The organism is Polynucleobacter sp. 15G-AUS-farblos (assembly GCF_018882445.1).
Taxonomy (GTDB): Bacteria; Pseudomonadota; Gammaproteobacteria; order Burkholderiales; family Burkholderiaceae; genus Polynucleobacter.
The window spans coordinates 122,284-139,623 of record NZ_JACVOM010000006.1; the positions used below are offsets into that span (position 1 = coordinate 122,284).

General features: G+C 44.6%; 17 protein-coding genes. 15 read left to right on the forward strand and 2 right to left on the reverse strand.

Annotated features, from left to right (window positions below; genetic code table 11):
* Nucleotides 1-9: 9 nt before the first annotated feature.
* From ICN41_RS10515 to ICN41_RS10565, 11 genes are all read left to right on the forward strand, one after another.
* Nucleotides 10-657, forward strand: a complete 648-nt coding sequence (locus ICN41_RS10515; protein WP_216292875.1) for an NADH-quinone oxidoreductase subunit J — start codon at nt 10-12, stop codon at nt 655-657.
* Nucleotides 654-962 (forward strand): NADH-quinone oxidoreductase subunit NuoK, encoded by a 309-nt coding sequence (gene nuoK, locus ICN41_RS10520; protein ID WP_216292876.1) that lies wholly within the window; start codon nt 654-656, stop codon nt 960-962. The genes ICN41_RS10515 and nuoK overlap by 4 nt, the downstream gene beginning before the upstream one ends.
* 2 nt (nt 963-964) lie before the next feature.
* Nucleotides 965-3,022: an NADH-quinone oxidoreductase subunit L gene (gene nuoL, locus ICN41_RS10525; RefSeq protein WP_216292877.1), complete on the forward strand. Its 2,058-nt coding sequence runs from the start codon at nt 965-967 to the stop codon at nt 3,020-3,022.
* Nucleotides 3,023-3,046: 24 nt separating this feature from the next.
* Nucleotides 3,047-4,513 carry an NADH-quinone oxidoreductase subunit M gene (locus ICN41_RS10530; RefSeq protein WP_216292878.1) on the forward strand — a complete coding sequence of 489 codons (1,467 nt, stop codon included), beginning with the start codon at nt 3,047-3,049 and terminating at the stop codon, nt 4,511-4,513.
* 10 nt (nt 4,514-4,523) lie between these two features.
* Nucleotides 4,524-6,023, forward strand: a complete 1,500-nt coding sequence (gene nuoN, locus ICN41_RS10535) for an NADH-quinone oxidoreductase subunit NuoN (RefSeq protein ID WP_216292879.1) — start codon at nt 4,524-4,526, stop codon at nt 6,021-6,023.
* Between the two features lie 120 nt (nt 6,024-6,143).
* Nucleotides 6,144-6,743, forward strand: a complete 600-nt coding sequence (locus ICN41_RS10540) for an NUDIX domain-containing protein (RefSeq protein ID WP_216292880.1) — start codon at nt 6,144-6,146, stop codon at nt 6,741-6,743.
* 63 nt (nt 6,744-6,806) lie between these two features.
* Nucleotides 6,807-7,292 carry a DUF1178 family protein gene (locus ICN41_RS10545; RefSeq protein ID WP_216292881.1) on the forward strand — a complete coding sequence of 162 codons (486 nt, stop codon included), beginning with the start codon at nt 6,807-6,809 and terminating at the stop codon, nt 7,290-7,292.
* 71 nt (nt 7,293-7,363) lie between these two features.
* Nucleotides 7,364-8,113, forward strand: a complete 750-nt coding sequence (locus ICN41_RS10550; RefSeq protein WP_216292882.1) for a transporter substrate-binding domain-containing protein — start codon at nt 7,364-7,366, stop codon at nt 8,111-8,113.
* Between the two features lie 23 nt (nt 8,114-8,136).
* A complete protein-coding gene (locus ICN41_RS10555; RefSeq protein WP_216292883.1) occupies nt 8,137-8,790 on the forward strand; it encodes an amino acid ABC transporter permease in 654 nt (217 codons plus the stop codon).
* Between the two features lie 34 nt (nt 8,791-8,824).
* On the forward strand, nt 8,825-9,562 hold the full coding sequence (locus tag ICN41_RS10560; RefSeq protein ID WP_216292884.1) for an amino acid ABC transporter ATP-binding protein: 738 nt from the start codon (nt 8,825-8,827) through the stop codon (nt 9,560-9,562).
* Nucleotides 9,559-10,227, forward strand: coding sequence for an amino acid ABC transporter permease (locus tag ICN41_RS10565; RefSeq protein ID WP_216292885.1), 669 nt, complete (start codon nt 9,559-9,561; stop codon nt 10,225-10,227). The genes ICN41_RS10560 and ICN41_RS10565 overlap by 4 nt, the downstream gene beginning before the upstream one ends.
* Nucleotides 10,228-10,312: 85 nt before the next feature.
* Here ICN41_RS10565 and ICN41_RS10570 read toward each other — a convergent pair whose 3' ends face one another.
* Entirely contained in the window at nt 10,313-11,833 is a 1,521-nt protein-coding gene (locus tag ICN41_RS10570; RefSeq protein ID WP_216292886.1) for a CoA-acylating methylmalonate-semialdehyde dehydrogenase, read from the reverse strand.
* 165 nt (nt 11,834-11,998) lie between these two features.
* On the opposite strand from ICN41_RS10570, the gene ICN41_RS10575 reads away from it, so the two are divergent.
* Both ICN41_RS10575 and ICN41_RS10580 read left to right on the forward strand, forming a co-directional pair.
* A complete protein-coding gene (locus ICN41_RS10575) occupies nt 11,999-13,120 on the forward strand; it encodes an NADH:flavin oxidoreductase/NADH oxidase (RefSeq protein WP_216292887.1) in 1,122 nt (373 codons plus the stop codon).
* A gap of 38 nt (nt 13,121-13,158) precedes the next feature.
* Nucleotides 13,159-14,136, forward strand: coding sequence for a tripartite tricarboxylate transporter substrate binding protein (locus tag ICN41_RS10580; RefSeq protein ID WP_216292888.1), 978 nt, complete (start codon nt 13,159-13,161; stop codon nt 14,134-14,136).
* A gap of 6 nt (nt 14,137-14,142) precedes the next feature.
* Here the strand turns inward: ICN41_RS10580 and ICN41_RS10585 are convergent, their stop codons facing one another.
* Nucleotides 14,143-15,453, reverse strand: a complete 1,311-nt coding sequence (locus tag ICN41_RS10585; RefSeq protein WP_216292889.1) for an amidase — start codon at nt 15,451-15,453, stop codon at nt 14,143-14,145.
* 70 nt (nt 15,454-15,523) lie between these two features.
* Here ICN41_RS10585 and ICN41_RS10590 point away from each other — a divergent pair, with 70 nt between their 5' ends.
* Complete coding sequence (locus tag ICN41_RS10590) at nt 15,524-16,186, forward strand: SprT family zinc-dependent metalloprotease (protein WP_216292890.1); 663 nt, start codon at nt 15,524-15,526, stop codon at nt 16,184-16,186.
* A gap of 60 nt (nt 16,187-16,246) precedes the next feature.
* Nucleotides 16,247-17,338 carry a tartrate dehydrogenase gene (locus tag ICN41_RS10595; RefSeq protein ID WP_216862335.1) on the forward strand — a complete coding sequence of 364 codons (1,092 nt, stop codon included), beginning with the start codon at nt 16,247-16,249 and terminating at the stop codon, nt 17,336-17,338.
* Nucleotides 17,339-17,340: the final 2 nt, after the last annotated feature.

Consider the following 17,340-nt stretch of genomic DNA (forward strand, 5'->3'; position numbering starts at 1 on the left):
TAAATAAAAATGACATTCGATCCATCTACCTTATTCGCAGTTTTCTTCTACGGCTTTGCTGGGCTGTTGGTGATCTCTGCATTGCGCGTGATTACTGCACGCAACCCGGTCCATGCTGCACTATTTCTAGTCTTAGCTTTCTTCTGTGCTTCTGGACTTTGGATGCTCCTCAAGGCTGAGTTCTTGAGTTTGGCTTTGATCTTGGTATATGTCGGCGCTGTAATGGTCTTATTCTTATTCGTAGTCATGATGCTTGATCTTGATTTAGAGCACTTACGCCGCGACTTTAAAAAATATCTCCCTGTTGCATTCTTAATGGGTGCAGTGATTGTTCTGGAACTCTCTATTGTGATCATTCGCAGTTTTATAGGCACAAAGAGTCCGGTGCAGGTGATGCCTGAAGAGGTGATGGCAAATAATACTCATGCTCTCGGCATGTTGATCTTTGTAGATTATGTATACGCCTTTGAGGTGGCAGGCGTCATTCTCTTGGTGGCGATTATTGCTGCTGTTGCCTTGACCTTGCGTAACCGCAAGGACTCTAAAGCACAAAATATTCATGAACAAGTCAATGTCGTTGCGGCAGATCGCATGCGCATTGTGAAGATGGGCTCAGATATGGCTGCTAAACAAGATACAAGAGGTGAGAAGAAATGACGATTACTCTTGCTCACTATCTCGTGCTTGGAGCAATTCTGTTTGCTGCCAGTGTTATCGGCATTTTCTTAAATCGCAAAAATGTCATCGTATTACTAATGGCAATTGAATTGATGCTTCTTGCTGTCAATATGAACTTTATAGCCTTCTCGCACTATTTGGGTGACTTGGCGGGTCAAGTATTCGTATTCTTTATTTTGACTGTCGCGGCTGCTGAAGCGGCGATTGGTTTGGCAATTTTGGTTGTTCTATTCCGTAAGGTAGACACCATTAATGCTGAAGACCTTGACCATCTAAAAGGCTAGTCATGCAAATGACCTTAACTATTCCTGTTCTTTGTGCGATTCCATTGGCGCCTTTATTTGGCTCCATCATCGCTGGTTTCTTTGGTACAAAATTAGGTGGTAATCGTATTGGTCATGGCGCTTGTCAGTTTGTGACTATTTTGGGTGTTGCCATTGCCTTTGCTCTGTCCTGCAATGTATTGGCCCAGGTAATGGATGGCTTTTACTTCAATGGTACTGTTTATCGTTGGATGCAGTTGGGTGAGTTAAATCTTGATATTGGTTTCTTAATTGATCCTTTGACGGCCACGATGATGTGTGTGGTGACTTTTGTCTCACTCATGGTTCACATATATACGATTGGCTACATGCATGGTGAAGAAGGGTACAACCGCTTCTTCTCCTATATTTCCCTTTTTACATTCGCCATGTTGATGTTGGTGATGAGCAATAACTTATTGCAGCTCTTTTTTGGCTGGGAAGCAGTAGGGGTAGTTTCTTATCTATTGATTGGCTTCTATTACGAGCGCCAATCTGCTGTATTTGCAAATATGAAAGCATTCTTGGTCAACCGTGTTGGTGACTTTGGCTTCATTTTGGGCATTGGTCTTTTGCTTGCAAGTACTGGATCAATGCAATATGACGTGATCTTTTCTCAAAACACGGCCTTAGCTGCCCAAACCTTGCCAGGCACAAGTTGGAATTTGGTGACAGTCGCCTGTATATGCCTCTTCATTGGTGCGATGGGTAAATCAGCTCAATTTCCCTTGCATGTTTGGTTGCCGGACTCCATGGAAGGCCCGACACCAATTTCAGCATTAATTCATGCGGCAACGATGGTAACAGCTGGGATTTTTATGGTGTCTCGTATGTCACCATTGTTTGAACTCTCTGATGTTGCTTTGAGCTTTATTTTAGTGATCGGTTCTATTACTGCGCTATTTATGGGCTTCCTGGGCATTGTTCAAACTGACATTAAGCGTGTTGTGGCTTACTCCACCTTGTCTCAGTTAGGTTATATGACCGTAGCTTTAGGGGTATCCGCTTATCCCGTCGCCATCTTCCACTTAATGACACACGCTTTCTTTAAAGCGTTGTTATTCCTTGCAGCAGGTAGCGTCATTTTAGGAATGCATCACGAACAAGACATGCGCAAGATGGGTGGGCTGTGGAAATATATGCCGATCACCTGTCTGATGATGTTGCTTGGTAACCTTGCTCTGATCGGTACGCCGTTCTTCTCAGGCTTCTACTCCAAAGATTCCATTATTGAGGCGGTTGCTGCTAGCCATATTCCTGGTTCGGGCTTTGCTTATTTTGCGGTAATGGCTAGTGTTTTTGTAACGGCCCTGTATTCATTCCGCCTTTACTTCTGGGTGTTTCATGGAAAAGCACGTTGGGGTCATGCAGACTCGCATGCACATGATCATCATGAACATGCAGAGCAGGGCGATGATCATGCCCACCATGGTTTAGCTCCTGGTGAGAAGCCACATGAGTCTCCTTGGGTTGTAACTTTACCGCTGATTCTGCTGGCAATTCCTTCGGTCATCATCGGCTTTTACACCATCACGCCGTTGTTGTTCGGGACTTATTTTGGTGATTCAATCTTTATTGATATTGCGCGTCATCCGGTAATGAAAGAGCTCGAGGATGAGTTCCATGGACCTGTAGCAATGGCATTACATGCATTTACATCGCCAATATTGCTCTTAGTGGTTCTCGGTGTGTTGACTGCAGCGATCGGATATCTCTGGGCTCCCAAATTACCAGAAAAGTTTGCCCAGACTTTTGCACCCATTAAGAAACTCTTTGATAACAAATACTATTTGGATGATTTGAATCAAGCGGTGTTTGCGAAGGGTCTTTTATGGATTGGCGGCATCCTATGGCACCGCGGTGACCAGAAGGTCATTGATGGTTTCTTTGTTAATGGCAGTGCGCACGTTGTTGGTCGCTTTGCCGGTGTGATTCGCCATTTGCAATCCGGTTATCTCTATCACTACGCCTTCGCAATGATTGCAGGCTTAGCGGTATTGTTAGCTTGGGTTTTATACGCTTACCTGCCTTTTGTTCGCTAGGCATTTGTTATTTAAGTAGCCATTATGATTCTTTCTTTCGCCATTTGGACTCCGATAGTATTTGGACTCATTATTTTGTTTTATGGGTCTGAGAAGCCATCTGCTGGCGTTCGCTGGTTAGCGCTGGTTGGTTCTGTTATTGGATTTATTGCAACACTGCCTCTCATATTGCAGTTTGATATTGCTAATCCTGGAATGCAGTTCGTAGAAAAAATCAGCTGGATTCCTCGTTATGACATTAACTATTACTTAGGCATTGACGGTATTTCTGTTTGGTTTATTGTTCTAACCGCATTTATCAATATTTTCGTGGTCATTGCAGCTTGGGAAGTGATTGATACCAAGGTATCTCAATACATGGCTTCATTCATGATCCTTTCAGGATTGATGATTGGAGTATTTTGTGCCTTAGACGCTTTGCTCTTCTACGTATTTTTTGAAGCAACTTTGATTCCGATGTACATCATCATTGGTGTATGGGGCGGACACAACCGGATTTATGCGGCATTCAAGTTCTTCTTGTATACCTTGTTAGGCTCATTACTGACTTTGGTTGCAATGCTCTATCTCTATAACGTAACCAATACGTTTGATATCTTGGCTTGGCAAAATGCCCGCCTCGATATTGTTGAGCAGATCCTATTATTTGCCGCCTTCTTCATGGCCTTTGCTGTTAAGGTACCGATGTGGCCATTGCATACTTGGTTGCCAGATGTCCACGTAGAAGCACCAACGGGTGGTTCTGTAGTCTTGGCAGCGATTATGTTGAAGCTAGGCGCATATGGTTTCCTCCGTTTCTCACTGCCAATCGCTCCTGATGCAAGCCAATATCTTGGCCCCTTTATCATTTTCTTGTCTTTGGTTGCCGTGATTTACGTTGGTGCAGTAGCCTTAGTTCAAAAAGATATGAAAAAACTGGTTGCTTACTCATCTGTAGCCCACATGGGTTTTGTTACTTTAGGATTCTTCCTCTTCAGCCCCTTGGGAATTGAGGGCGGTATTGTTCAGATGATTTCTCACGGATTTGTTGCGGGTGCAATGTTCCTGTCTATCGGTGTTTTGTATGACCGCATGCATACCCGTCAAATTGCTGATTACGGTGGCGTAGTGCATCGTATGCCGGCTTTTACTGCCTTTGCTGTACTGATGGCGATGGCAAACTGTGGATTACCAGCAACCTCAGGATTCGTGGGTGAGTTTATGGTGATTTTGGCTGCCGTTGACTATGATTTCTTTATCGGTATTTTGGCCGCAACAGCCTTGATCTTGGGGGCTGCCTATTCCTTGTGGATGGTGAAACGGGTATTCTTTGGCGCCATTACCAATGCCCATGTGGAGGAGCTCAAAGACCTCAATGGCCGTGAATATTTCATGATGTCAGTGCTTTCTATATGCGTCATTGGTATGGGTGTATATCCAAAACCGTTTACCGACATCATTCATCCAGCTGTTATTAATCTGCTCCAGCATGTTGCTGTGAGCAAACTCTGAGTAAAAGCAAATGCAAGCATTCGACCTATTCGCCATCCTGCCGGAACTCGTTTTACTGATTGTTACTTGTTTATTACTAGTCATTAGCGTTTATATTCGCGAAAACCAGCCAGCTACACCGGGTGTCGAGCAGGATATCTTTCACACACCACGTGGTGTAGGTTTTGTATATTTCTTCACCATTATTTTGCTGGTTTATCTGATCTTTGCTTTTATTGGGCGTATGTCGGATCCATCTTTGGTGGCGATGAATGGCCTATTTCAGTCAGATCCCTTTTCTAATTTGCTCAAAGCTTGCTCATGTGGAGCAGTATTGCTGAGTTTGATTTACTCAAAGCAATACCTCACTGATCGCGCTTTATTCCGTCCTGACTTTATTGTTTTGGCTTTGCTGGCTTTATTGGGTCAAATGGTTTTGATCTCTGGCGCCAATTTGCTTACGCTTTACCTTGGCTTAGAATTAATGGCATTGCCAACTTATGCATTAGTAGCAATGCGTCATAGCAGCGAGAAGAGTGTTGAGGCTGCGATTAAGTATTTTATTTTGGGGGCACTTGCTTCAGGCTTCTTGCTATATGGCATGTCCATGCTTTATGGCGTGACTGGCTCCTTGGATTTGATTGAAATATTCAAGGTTGTTGCTGATCCACGAATTAATCATTTAGTCATGGCATTTGGCTTAGTATTTATTGTTGCTGGCCTGGCGTTTAAGTTAGGTGTTGTTCCTTTCCATATGTGGGTTCCTGATGTATACCAAGGTGCACCAACAGCCGTCACCCTCATGATTGCTGCAGCCCCTAAGATCGCAGCTTTTGCTTTGCTATTCCGCCTATTGGTTAATACCTTATTGCCGCTGATTGGCGATTGGCAGCCCATGCTAATTTTGTTGGCCTTGCTATCACTAATCGTAGGTAACGTTACTGCTATTGCACAGACGAATATCAAGAGGATGCTGGCATATTCTGCAATTGCGCAAATGGGTTTTGTTCTCTTGGGTATGCTCTCTGTATTTGATGATCATGCATTTAGTGCATCGATGTTTTATGCCATTACCTACGTATTAACTACTCTAGGTACATTCGGCTTGCTCATGGCTCTCTCACGCAAGGGCTATGATTGTGAGACCCTAGATGGCTTGAAAGGTTTAAATAAGAAACACCCATGGTTTGCCTTTATTGGTTTAGTCATGATGTTCTCTTTGGCTGGTATACCTCCAACAGTGGGTTTTGCCGCAAAGCTTGGCGTGTTAGAGGCTTTGGTTGATGCCGAGCATACATTCCTTGCTGTGATTGCAGTGATTGCATCTTTAATTGGCGCTTTCTATTACCTGCGTGTTGTTAAGGTGATGTACTTTGATGAGCCTGAGCATGAGATTTCTGTAACGGGTTCTGGCTTTGCTAAAGGCATCCTAGGATTGAATAGTATTTTGGTTTTAGCGATCGGCATTGTTCCGGCTGGCTTAATGAGTGTTTGCTTAGATGCTATGCGCCGTACTTTACTGGGATCCTAAACAGACTCATTAGCTGTTACATAAGGGCTCCGTTTAGGGGTCTTTAATTTTTCGATGCCATCAAGATGACATTTCTTTTTTGTATGATGGGGTATTGCATATTGAAAGGCTAAGAACTCGATGACTGAAAAATCATTTAGCGATCTATCGGAGGGTGATGATCATCTTCGAGAGGACCGTATATCCGGCGAGGATATATATGGCGGCATCTTTCTGAACATGAAACGCGATCAAGTTCGCTTGCCCGATGGTCAGCAGGCCGCTCGAGAATATTTGACGCATCCTGGCGCTGTGGCTATCGTAGCCATTCTGGATGATGGCAGAGTGCTTTTAGAGCGTCAATATCGTTATCCGATTGCTAAAGCCTGTATAGAAATTCCAGCGGGTAAGTTGGAGATTGGGGAAGACCATTTATTGTGCGCCCAACGCGAGCTTGAGGAGGAGACTGGATACACTGCCAAGCGTTGGAGTTATATCCGCCGTATCCATCCTGTGATTTCTTACTCTACTGAGTTCATCGATATCTATTTAGCTGAAGATCTGATTCCTGGTCCAAGTAAGCTTGATGATGAAGAGTTTTTAGATGTTTTTGCAGCCCCTCTAGAGCAGTTAATTGCTTGGGTAGAGCAGGGTGAGATCACCGATGTGAAAACAACAATCTCAGCTTATTGGTTAGATCGATATCGCAGAGGCCTAGTGAAGCCCCAGGCTATTAAATAGGTACTTTCAAAACGGATTAAAATGGGGTATTGAATTTGGTATTTTTGCCCCAATATAGGTCATATGAAAGTCTACAACCTCGCTTGCCCCTTGGATCATCGCTTTGAAGGCTGGTTTGCCTCCGAAGAGGACTGTCTTGCCCAGCAAGACAAGGGCATTTTGGCTTGTCCTATTTGCGACAGCACGCAAATTACGCGTATGCCTTCAGCGCCTCATATTGTAAAGACTTCTTCCACTGAATTAGTTGTTCAAAAGGAAGGCACGGGTAATTTAAGCGGGGAAGTGATGGCGCTGACGGGTAAGGATCACTCCCAATTAGAGGCGCAGGTTCAGGCTGCCTTTTTGAAGGGGATGCATGATCTCATGGGCCGTTCTGAGGATGTGGGCAATGCGTTTGCAGAAGAGGCCCGCAAGATTCATTATAAAGAATCTCCTGAGCGCAGCATTCGTGGTCACACTACCCTGGATGAAGCTGAGTCCTTGAGAGATGAAGGGATTGATGTTATGGCTATGCCAATGATCCCGGCATTTAAAAATACTCTCCAATAAGATTCCCACACAAATCCCATATACTTGTTAGAACGTCCTTTAGGACCTAACTTGTTTGATGGGGATACGTGATGAAACGCATTTTTCTTGCCTTGATAGTTTGCTTAACTGCTTTAGGTATTACTGCATGCTCTAAGTCTGATTCAAAAGAAATTAAAGTGGCTGTTTCCCCAGCCTCACCTCCAATGGTTTTCGATCAAAATGGCAAGATTGTTGGCGCTGATATGGAAATCTTTGATGGTTACTGCAAAGCTCGTTCATGCACATTTAAAGTGACGCCTTATGACTGGCAGGGAATGTTGGGTGCAGTTTCAAGTGGTCAAGCGGATGTGGCTTTTTCAGGTATCTCAATTACTGATAAGCGCAAAGAGGTAATGGATTTTTCTCAGCCTTACTATGACAATGCCTGGCATTTGGTCAGCATGAAGAATCGCAATATTCAAATCAAAGATTTAAACGAACTCAAAAAATACAAAATTGGATATCCTCGCGGGATGGCGTATGACGATCTCATTCGCAATGAGCTTGAGCCAAAAGGCTATTACTCGCTCAGTAAGGTAAAACTCTATCCCTCTTATACCGAGGTCATTACCGACCTTCAAAATGGGAATATCGATCTGGCATTCATCGAAGAGCCTGTATTGGCAAGCTATATTAATAAAATGAAGTTGCCAATTGAGAGTGATTATGTCTTTAGTGGTTATGACAAGCTCGGTTTTGCCTTTGCTAAGGGGTCAAAATTGCGTGATGATTTTGATGTCTACTTAAAAGAGCTGGGTCCAGATAAAGTGAAGGCAATTCTAGATAAGTGGATGAATTAATTTTCATTCGATAGGGTTTATCTGTGAATTTTTACGACATCCTTGCGCAATTAGCGCAAGGAATCTCTTATACAGTCATTGTGACTTTAGTCTGTAGTGCTACAGGCTTAGTTATTGGCTTAACGCTTGCCAGCTTGCGGCGACTACAAATTCCTGGATTAACTCCAGTGATCGATACCTATACCTATATATTTAGAGGCGTTCCTGTTTTAGTACTTCTTTTCATGGTCTATTTTGGCCTTCCCAGTGTTGGGATTAAAGTCCCCCCATTAATGGCAATGGCATTGAGTTTAGGTTTGGTGACATCGGCTTATCTTGCTGAAGTGTTTCGTGGCGCATTTAATTCTGTGAACTCGGTTGAGATATTGGCTGGTCAAGCAATGGGTATGAGCAAATTGCAGGTACTTTGGTACATTGATTTGCCGCAAATGTTGCGCTTCTCTGTACCAGGCATGATTAATGAATTTACTTCTGTGCTGAAATATTCTCCTTTTGCATACACCGTGGGCATTCCAGAAATTACTAAGCAGGCCATTGCATTGACCTCGACTACATTAAGAGGGGTTGAGGTCTATTTTGCAGTAGGGCTACTGTATTTTGCGATTTATCGAATCTTATTGATTGGCATACAGCTAGTTAATCGCCATTATCAAATTCCAGGGTTGAGTAAAGCATGATTTCGGATGATATTGCCTTGAAGGGAGCCTCTTTGTGTCTTTAATTCAGGTACGAGACTTGAAAAAGGTATACGGCGAGCAAGTCGTGCTCTCAGATATTAATTTTGATGTGCAAGATGGCGCAGTGCGCGTTTTGATGGGGGCTTCTGGTTCAGGAAAGTCGACGATTTTGCATTGCCTGAACCGCTTAGAGGATCCTACTTCAGGATCTATCTTGTTTCGCGGTAAAGAAGTTGCTGGCCCCGGAATAGATGTCAGGGCGCTTCGTAAGCAGATTGGTTTTGTATTTCAGCAGTTTGCTTTGTACAGTCATCTGACTGTATTAGAAAATGTGACCTTGGCGTTAAAAGTATTGGAGGGCATGAAAAAACCAGAGGCTAATGAAAAAGCTTTAGATACTCTAGCCAAGTTTGATATGACGATTCATCAACATAAGTATCCTGCACAACTCTCTGGTGGGCAGCAACAGCGCGTAGCCATTGCTAGGGCGCTAGCTATGGATCCGGCAGTGCTGGTGCTTGATGAGCCAACTTCGGCTTTAGATCCGATCATGTCTCGTGATGTGGCAGATCTGATTAATCGACTTCATGATGCTGGCATTACGATGTTGTGTGTTACACATGATCTGGCGCTTGCACAAAACATCTCAGACACGGTGATGTTTTTGGATAAAGGCGTTATCCGTGCCGATGAAAAAATTTCTATTCTCATGAGTGATACATCTGATCCAGATATACATGCATTCTTTGGCAATAAGGATGGCTTGAAATGAACGCTTGGAAGATCTTTGAAACAGATCTGATGATGCAGATGCCGCTCATTTTGGCGGGTCTGGTCAATACTTTAAAGCTTGCGGGTTTAGTTAGCGTTACCGGTCTTTTACTCGGGATTGTTGTTTTCTATCTCTCAATTAGCAAGAATTTTTTCATCCGTACAGCCACTAATTCCTATATCTCATTTTTTATTGGGATGCCCTTAATAGTCCTATTATTTTTAATGTATTACGGCCTGCCACAATGGGGCTTACGCATGGATCCCTTTACTGTGGCAGCAATTGGATTCACGCTGAATGTGGCGGCTTATAACGCTGCGTATATGAAAACCGCTTATAACGGTTTGAATTTTATTCAGCTTGAGGCCGCTGCAGCCCAGGGTTTTAGTCCTTTTCAGATTTTCCAATTAATCACTTTGCCGCAAGTGCTTCGATTGTCGGTGCCCGCTCTAACAAACCAAGTGATTGGTAATTTAAAAGACAGCTCTGTTGCTTTCCTGATTCAATACACTGAGTTTTTTGCCCGCATGCAAGAGTTGGCTGCAAGTAACTTTCAATTCTTCAAGGCCTATTTACTTACGGCCATTGTTTACCTAGCGATGGTTTCAGTGATTGTCTTATTTGCAAGAGCAATTGAAAGAAGAGTGGTTTATCCAACTGCCTAGTTCATCATCTAAAGTTCAGATTAATAATTCATTAGCCATAAAAAAGTGACCCGGAGGTCACTTTTTTGTCTGTAGCAGTTAACGATTACTTTGAGGTTGGCATGACAAATTCAGCGCCTTTAGCAATACTTTCTGGCCATCGTTGCATCACACTCTTTTGCTTAGTATAAAAACGGACACCTTCTTTACCGTAGGCATGCATATCTCCAAAGATAGATTTCTTCCAGCCACCAAAGCCATGCCAGGCCATTGGCACAGGAATGGGGACGTTAATACCAACCATGCCTACTTGTACGCGGCGGGCAAATTCACGAGCAATATTGCCATCACTTGTAAAGCAGGCAACTCCATTGCCGTACTCACATGAGTTCACTAAATTGAGGGCCTCAGTAAAATTGGCAACTCGCAAGCATGAGAGCACTGGGCCAAAAATTTCTTCTAGGTAAATCTTCATATCAGGGGTCACATTGTCAAACAATGTACCGCCAATATAGAAGCCATTTTCATTACCTGGAACTTTGAGGCCACGACCATCCACTAATAGTTTTGCACCAGAAGCAACGCCACTTTCGATGTAGCCAGTGATGCGCTCCAGGGCAGCTTTAGTCACAATCGGACCCATCTCGGCATCAAGCTCCATGCCATTTTTAACCTTTAATGTTTTGGTGCGCTCAATGAGTTTAGGCATGATCTTCTCAGCAACATCACCCACTAAAACCGCAACAGAAATTGCCATACAGCGCTCACCAGCTGAGCCATAGGCAGCACCAACAAGCGCATCAATTGCCTTATCGATGTCTGCATCAGGCATGATGACCATATGGTTCTTTGCGCCACCTAAAGCTTGTGAGCGTTTACCAAAATGGGCGCACCGCTCATATATATAGTTTGCAATCGGTGTGGATCCAACAAAACTAATTGCTTTGACGTCAGGATTTTCAATCAAAGCATCAACTGCTTCTTTATCACCTTGAACCACATTGAAAACGCCATCAGGAAGACCGGCTTCTTTCAGTAGCTTTGCCATAAATAGGGAGGCTGAAGGATCTGTAGGGCTTGGTTTAAGAATGAACGTATTGCCACAGGCAATCGCCATGGGGAACATCCACATTGGAACCATGACCGGGAAATTAAATGGGGTAATGCCGGCCACCACACCCAATGGCTGGCGCATGACCCAGTTATCAATATCAGTTGAAACCTGCTCTGTGTAATCGCCTTTTAACAACTCAGGGATACCGGTAGCAAATTCTACAATTTCGATGCCACGTGTTACTTCACCTTGTGCATCGGTAAATACTTTGCCATGCTCAGCAGTGATGATGGCTGCGAGTTCATCACGTTTTGCATTAAGTAACTCTAGGTACTTGAACATAATTCGTGAGCGGCGCAGGGGGCTTGTTTGGCTCCAGCTTAAAAACGCCTTTTGCGCAACCGCGACAACTTCATCGACCTCTTTCTTGCTTGCTAAGGCAACCCGGCGGGATACGGATCCCAAGGCAGGGTTGTAGACGTCCGAAAAACGGCCGTCTTTGGGATTTGTGATCTTGCCATCTACATAGTGGCCAATATCTTCTTTAGATACAAAAGCTTGTGGTGCATTCATAGTCGTTTGTGCTTATTATTTCAAGGGTGTTTATATAAAATGAAGTCGTTTGGCCGCGGTGGCCTGCAAGACTTCGCTGTCTCGTTTATTCTGCTTTTTACTATTTTATCGCTATAAGCCAATTTTGGTTATTTGTTCATATTTGCTAGTTTTTAAAGGTCTGCAATGAGTCTTCTTTTCACCAATTACACCCTCAATAGCCCTCGTGGGCCTCTGGAGCTGGCAAATCGGGTTGTTGTTGCGCCAATGTGCCAATACTCGGCTAGTAATGGTGAGGCAACGGACTGGCACTTAATGCATTGGGGTAATTTACTCAATAGTGGTGCAGGCTTATTCATCATTGAGGCTACCGGGGTTACACCAGAGGGACGTATTACACCTGCTTGTCTTGGTTTATGGGATGACCGTACTGAGGCTGCTCTTAAGGATAAATTGACAAGAGCACGTCAACTAGCGCCACCGACCCCGGTATTTATTCAGCTAGCCCATGCCGGAAGAAAGGCGTCCAGTGCTACCCCTTGGGAAGGTGGGCAACTCCTTTCGATAGAACAGGGTGGCTGGAATGCGGATGCGCCATCAGCGATTCCGCAGTTAGAGGGTGAGCGCCTACCCCATGAGCTCTCTAAAGCAGAATTAAAGAACTTGATCGAGGCCTTTGTGGTGGCTGCAAAACGCTCTGATCGAATTGGTGTGGATGGCATTGAATTGCATGGTGCTCATGGCTACTTATTGCACCAATTTCTATCGCCGATTGCAAATCAAAGAACGGATGAATATGGCGGCTCTTATGAGAACCGAATTCGTTTTCCCTTAGAGTTATTTAAATCTGTAAGGGATGCATATCCAGGCGTGCTGGGTATTCGTATATCTGCTAGTGATTGGATTGAGGGTGGGTGGACTCCGCAAGAAACTGCTGATTTTGCGACACAACTGAAGACCTTAGGGGCGGACTTTGTGCATATTTCATCAGGAGGAATTTCGCCTGCGCAAAAAATTGCCATTGGTCCAAACTATCAAGTCCCTTTTGCTAAGTTGGTAAAAGATCAGTCCGGTCTTCCTACTATGACGGTAGGATTAATTACGGATCCTCATCAAGCAGAAGAGATTTTGCAAAAGGGCGATGCTGATCTGATAGCGCTTGCACGAGCCTTCTTGTATAAGCCACGCTGGGCATGGGAGGCTGCTGCTGCTTTAGGTGGCACAGTCCCATCTAATGAACGTTACTGGCGTTGTTTACCCAGAGAAGCCCAAGCAATTTTTGGAAATGTCAAAGTAGGTCAAAGATAATCGGATTAACAGTCAAAAAATTAAACAGGAGACCCCCTATGAAACGTATTCAGTTTATTAAATCATCATTGTTTGCAGTTGGTGCTAGCTTGCTTACTAGTCTTGCATGCGCACAAAATTTTCCAGACAGACCAATTACCCTAGTGGTGCCAAATCCACCGGGCGGTTTAGTGGATACCTCAGCCCGCTTATTGAGCGAGCCTTTGGCCAGAGTGATTGGACAACCAGTCGTAGTTGATAACAAGCCCGGCGCAAGTGGTAACACTGCCTATCAGTATGTAGCTAAAGCAAAACCAGATGGGTATACCTTGTTGATTTCGTATTCTGGGTATCACGTTGCTAATCCAGCGCTGATGGATAAACTTCAATGGGATCCCATTAAAGATTTTTCACCCATAGGGCTATTAACCGTATCAACCAATGTAATTGCGGTGCATCCCTCAGTGCCTGTGAATAACCTAAAAGAGTTGATTGCTTACGCAAAGGCCAATCCGGGCAAGCTCAATTATGCGTCTCAAGGAAATGGCTCCGTTTCCCATATCGGCACTGAGATATTTAAGCAAAGCACGGGAGTAGATATGGTGCACGTACCCTATAAGGGCTCTGGGCCAGCGATCCTAGATGTTTTAGCTGGTCAAGTACAAGTCTTTATTACAACGCCGCCCTCTGTTATGCAGCATGTGCAAAGCGGAAAGCTAAAAGGCTTAGCCGTTACTGGCAAGAGTCGCCATCCTGGCATGCCAAATGTGCCCACTACTACTGAAGCTGGCTTGGCATCATTTCAATTGGAGGCATGGGTGGCTTTGTACGCTCCAGCAGGGACACCAGGACCCATTATCACTAAGCTGACCGATTCTGTGAAAACAAGCTTAGCTTTGCCTGAAGTCAAAGAGCGTGGAGATTCTGCTGGCATTGAGTTGCGCTATCTCAATCCTCAGGCAATGGATGCATTACTCAAGAAAGAGTTGCCATACTGGAATAAGGCAATTAAATCAGCCAATATCACACTAGATTAACGATGCTTATGCCTGATCTCTTAATACGGGGTCAGGCAAGGATTGTGCCAAGGCTCTAGCTACACTTAATAGGAATCGATCTTTTCCTGGTCCTGCAATTAACTGTACCCCAACAGGCAAGCCATTCGGACCGCTGCTAATATTTAGGTTGATACAAGGAAGGCCTAGGAGCGTCCAGCCCCGACAAAATACAGGGTTACCTGTTCCTTCTTTAGCGATTGGCGCTTCTCCTGTGGCACTCGGCGCAATGATCAAATCTACTTCATTTAGAAATAATTGATCAATCGCAAAGCGCGCTTCTTTGGCAGATAGCAAATCCTTTTGGTATTGCTCGTAAGAAATTTTGCTGCCCTCATTTAATTGCTGTAATAACTGAGCATTCATTTTCTTGGCAAAACTCTTTTGCTCAAAACCCAGTGCACGCACCATCTCAAAACTCATGATCCGTGATTGAACTAAAGTAATTTCATTACATGCGGTAGGTAAGAGGATATCTTTTACGGGACCCTTAGAGATAGCTTCGGCAGCAAAGCGCGCTAGAGCAAGAGCACCCGCAGTTTCTTTGCCAGCTAAAGACCAATCCTGTGTTTTGCAGATAGAAATTCGGGGTTTGTTGTGTAATTCTGATACGTGGGCAAGTTCAAGATCATCGCTCATTGCTGCTACGCCCAGGGCAACATCGCCAATACTTCTTCCAAAGCAGCCTAATGTATCTAATGAGGGAGACAAGGCTTTGACACCGGCCACCATGATTTTTCCAAAGCTCGGTTTAAAGCCTACGACGCCACAATAGGATGCGGGACGAATAATGGATCCCGCTGTTTGACTACCTGTTGCCAAGGGCACCATAAAGTCAGCAACGGCGGAAGCAGAGCCGCTTGATGAACCACCGGGGGTATGTTTAAGATGATGCGGGTTGACAGTAGCAGGGGGTTTAAAGCTTGCAAATTCAGTGCTGACTGTTTTGCCGAGAATAATTCCACCAGCTTGACGCATCAGAGCGACCGAAACTGCATCCGCTGCTGGGTAATGATTGGCATAAATTGGCGATCCATAGCCTGTTGGTAGATCGCAGGTATCAAATAGGTCTTTAACGCCAATCGGAAGGCCGTGCAAAATCCCCTTAATAGGCCCTTTATCAAGCTCTCTAGCGCGTGCCATGGCGTTTTCTTTGTCTAGGCTTACCCAAGCCTTAATGAGGCTTTCTCGCTGACCTATGCGGTCCAAGCAGGAGAGCAGTAGGTCGGTTGCTTTGATATCGCGTCTGGCGAGTGCACGGGCAGCCTGAGAGGCGCTAAGGCTTTCTAGATCTTTCATCGGATTATTCTACTAAGGGTGGCGTATGATCGCAATTTAACGAAATTATTGAACCCAGATAGCAACCTAAATGAAGCAACATTCAGTACGTGAAGCATGGCTTGAAGACGCCGTAAAACATCTAGAACCGGTTTTTTCAAAGGCTGGATATGCCATCCCCCCTGTTCGGGTCTCCTGTGGGTTTCCGGCTTCTAGTAGTCCTAGAACAACCCTGGGCCAATGTTGGCCCCGCGAGCGTTCAGGCGGTGGTGTGAATGAAATTTTTATTTCGCCCAAAATTGATGACCCAGTCGAATTGCTCGATACCTTAGTGCATGAGTTGTGCCATGCAGTAGATGATTGTTTCAGCGGGCATGGCGAGGATTTCAAAGGGATCGCGCAGACGGTTGGATTAGAAGGTCCGGCTCGAATGGCGCATGCTACAGAAGAGCTTACCGTCAAACTGATGATGATTAGCCAGGAGTTGGGCCCATATCCGCATCAGGCAATCGTTTTCCCACCACCAAGACCAAGCAATGCCAGTAGAAGCAAGGCCAAGTGCGGTCAATGCGGTTATGAAGTCACTTTACTTAAAAAATGGGCTAGTTATGGAGCCCCAATCTGCCCAAAAGACAATATTCGCATGCAGGAAGATATTCCTGAAACTATTGAAAATACAACTGAATACGACAGCGAATCTGTCGGAAAGGGCGCAAAAAAGGCCCCAGATGAGATTCGACGTGCTATCAGTTAAATGAGAAACCTGTAAAATTTTTTCAACGAAAATAACACTTAATGTAAGAGACTACTTCCTATGAATGCAAAGAAAATCTTCAAAAATCCAAAAATCGCCGTCATCGCTGGGGATGGTATTGGCAAAGAAGTAATGCCTGAAGGAGTTCGCGCCTTAGAGGCGGCCAATCGCAAGTTTGGCATTGGCATGCAATTTGATCATTTTGACTTTGCTAGCTGTGATTACTATCTCAAGCACGGCAAGATGATGCCGGATGATTGGTTTGATACTTTAATGAAGTATGACGCTATTTTCTTTGGCGCAGTCGGAATGCCCGATATCCTGCCTGATCATGTTTCCTTATGGGGAAGTTTGATTCAATTCCGTCGCGGATTTGATCAGTATGTGAATTTACGTCCCGTGCGCTTATTACCAGGGGTTCCTTGTCCTCTGGCCAATCGTAAACCAGGCGATATTGATTTCTTTGTAGTTCGTGAAAATACGGAAGGTGAATACTCTAGCGTTGGTGGAAAAATGTTCCCAGACACTGATCGCGAGTTTGTTATTCAAGAGTCGATCTTCACAAGACAGGGCGTCGATCGTATTTTGCAATATGCATATGATTTAGCACAAAGCCGCCCTAAGAAACATTTAACTTCAGCAACTAAATCAAATGGTATTGCTATCACCATGCCTTATTGGGATGAACGTGTAGAAACCATGTCCAAAAAGTTTGCTGATGTCAGAACCGACAAGTATCACATTGACATCCTAGCTGCCCACTTTGTAATGAACCCTGATCGCTTTGATGTCGTGGTGGCAAGTAATTTATTTGGCGATATTTTGTCTGATCTAGGCCCAGCTTGTACTGGAACGATTGCTGTTGCTCCATCCGGGAGCATCAACCCAGAAGGAAAATTCCCATCTTTATTTGAGCCTGTGCATGGTTCAGCTCCGGATATTTACGGCAAGATGATTGCTAATCCAATCGGGCAAATCTGGAGTGGTGCCATGATGCTTGACCACCTTGGTTACCCAGAGGCAGGAAAAGCCATTTTTACAGCGATTGAAAAAGTGCTTGCCGCAGGTCCCGGTCATGCACCATTAACCCCAGATGTTGGTGGCACCGCTAAGACTGATGACTTGGGTAAGGCGATTGCTGCTGCAATCTAATG

Excerpts from the sequence above, each read along its gene's own strand:
- ICN41_RS10530 (WP_216292878.1), top strand. The coding sequence starts at position 3,047 with ATGATTCTTTCTTTCGCCATTTGGACTCCGATAGTATTTGGACTCATT.
- ICN41_RS10515 (WP_216292875.1), top strand. The coding sequence starts at position 10 with ATGACATTCGATCCATCTACCTTATTCGCAGTTTTCTTCTACGGCTTT.
- nuoK (WP_216292876.1), top strand. The coding sequence starts at position 654 with ATGACGATTACTCTTGCTCACTATCTCGTGCTTGGAGCAATTCTGTTT.
- ICN41_RS10590 (WP_216292890.1), top strand. The coding sequence starts at position 15,524 with ATGAAGCAACATTCAGTACGTGAAGCATGGCTTGAAGACGCCGTAAAA.
- ICN41_RS10580 (WP_216292888.1), top strand. The coding sequence starts at position 13,159 with ATGAAACGTATTCAGTTTATTAAATCATCATTGTTTGCAGTTGGTGCT.
- ICN41_RS10550 (WP_216292882.1), top strand. The coding sequence starts at position 7,364 with ATGAAACGCATTTTTCTTGCCTTGATAGTTTGCTTAACTGCTTTAGGT.
- ICN41_RS10595 (WP_216862335.1), top strand. The coding sequence starts at position 16,247 with ATGAATGCAAAGAAAATCTTCAAAAATCCAAAAATCGCCGTCATCGCT.
- ICN41_RS10545 (WP_216292881.1), top strand. The coding sequence starts at position 6,807 with ATGAAAGTCTACAACCTCGCTTGCCCCTTGGATCATCGCTTTGAAGGC.
- ICN41_RS10565 (WP_216292885.1), top strand. The coding sequence starts at position 9,559 with ATGAACGCTTGGAAGATCTTTGAAACAGATCTGATGATGCAGATGCCG.
- nuoL (WP_216292877.1), top strand. The coding sequence starts at position 965 with ATGCAAATGACCTTAACTATTCCTGTTCTTTGTGCGATTCCATTGGCG.
- ICN41_RS10575 (WP_216292887.1), top strand. The coding sequence starts at position 11,999 with ATGAGTCTTCTTTTCACCAATTACACCCTCAATAGCCCTCGTGGGCCT.
- ICN41_RS10540 (WP_216292880.1), top strand. The coding sequence starts at position 6,144 with ATGACTGAAAAATCATTTAGCGATCTATCGGAGGGTGATGATCATCTT.
- ICN41_RS10570 (WP_216292886.1), bottom strand. The coding sequence starts at position 11,833 with ATGAATGCACCACAAGCTTTTGTATCTAAAGAAGATATTGGCCACTAT.
- nuoN (WP_216292879.1), top strand. The coding sequence starts at position 4,524 with ATGCAAGCATTCGACCTATTCGCCATCCTGCCGGAACTCGTTTTACTG.
- ICN41_RS10585 (WP_216292889.1), bottom strand. The coding sequence starts at position 15,453 with ATGAAAGATCTAGAAAGCCTTAGCGCCTCTCAGGCTGCCCGTGCACTC.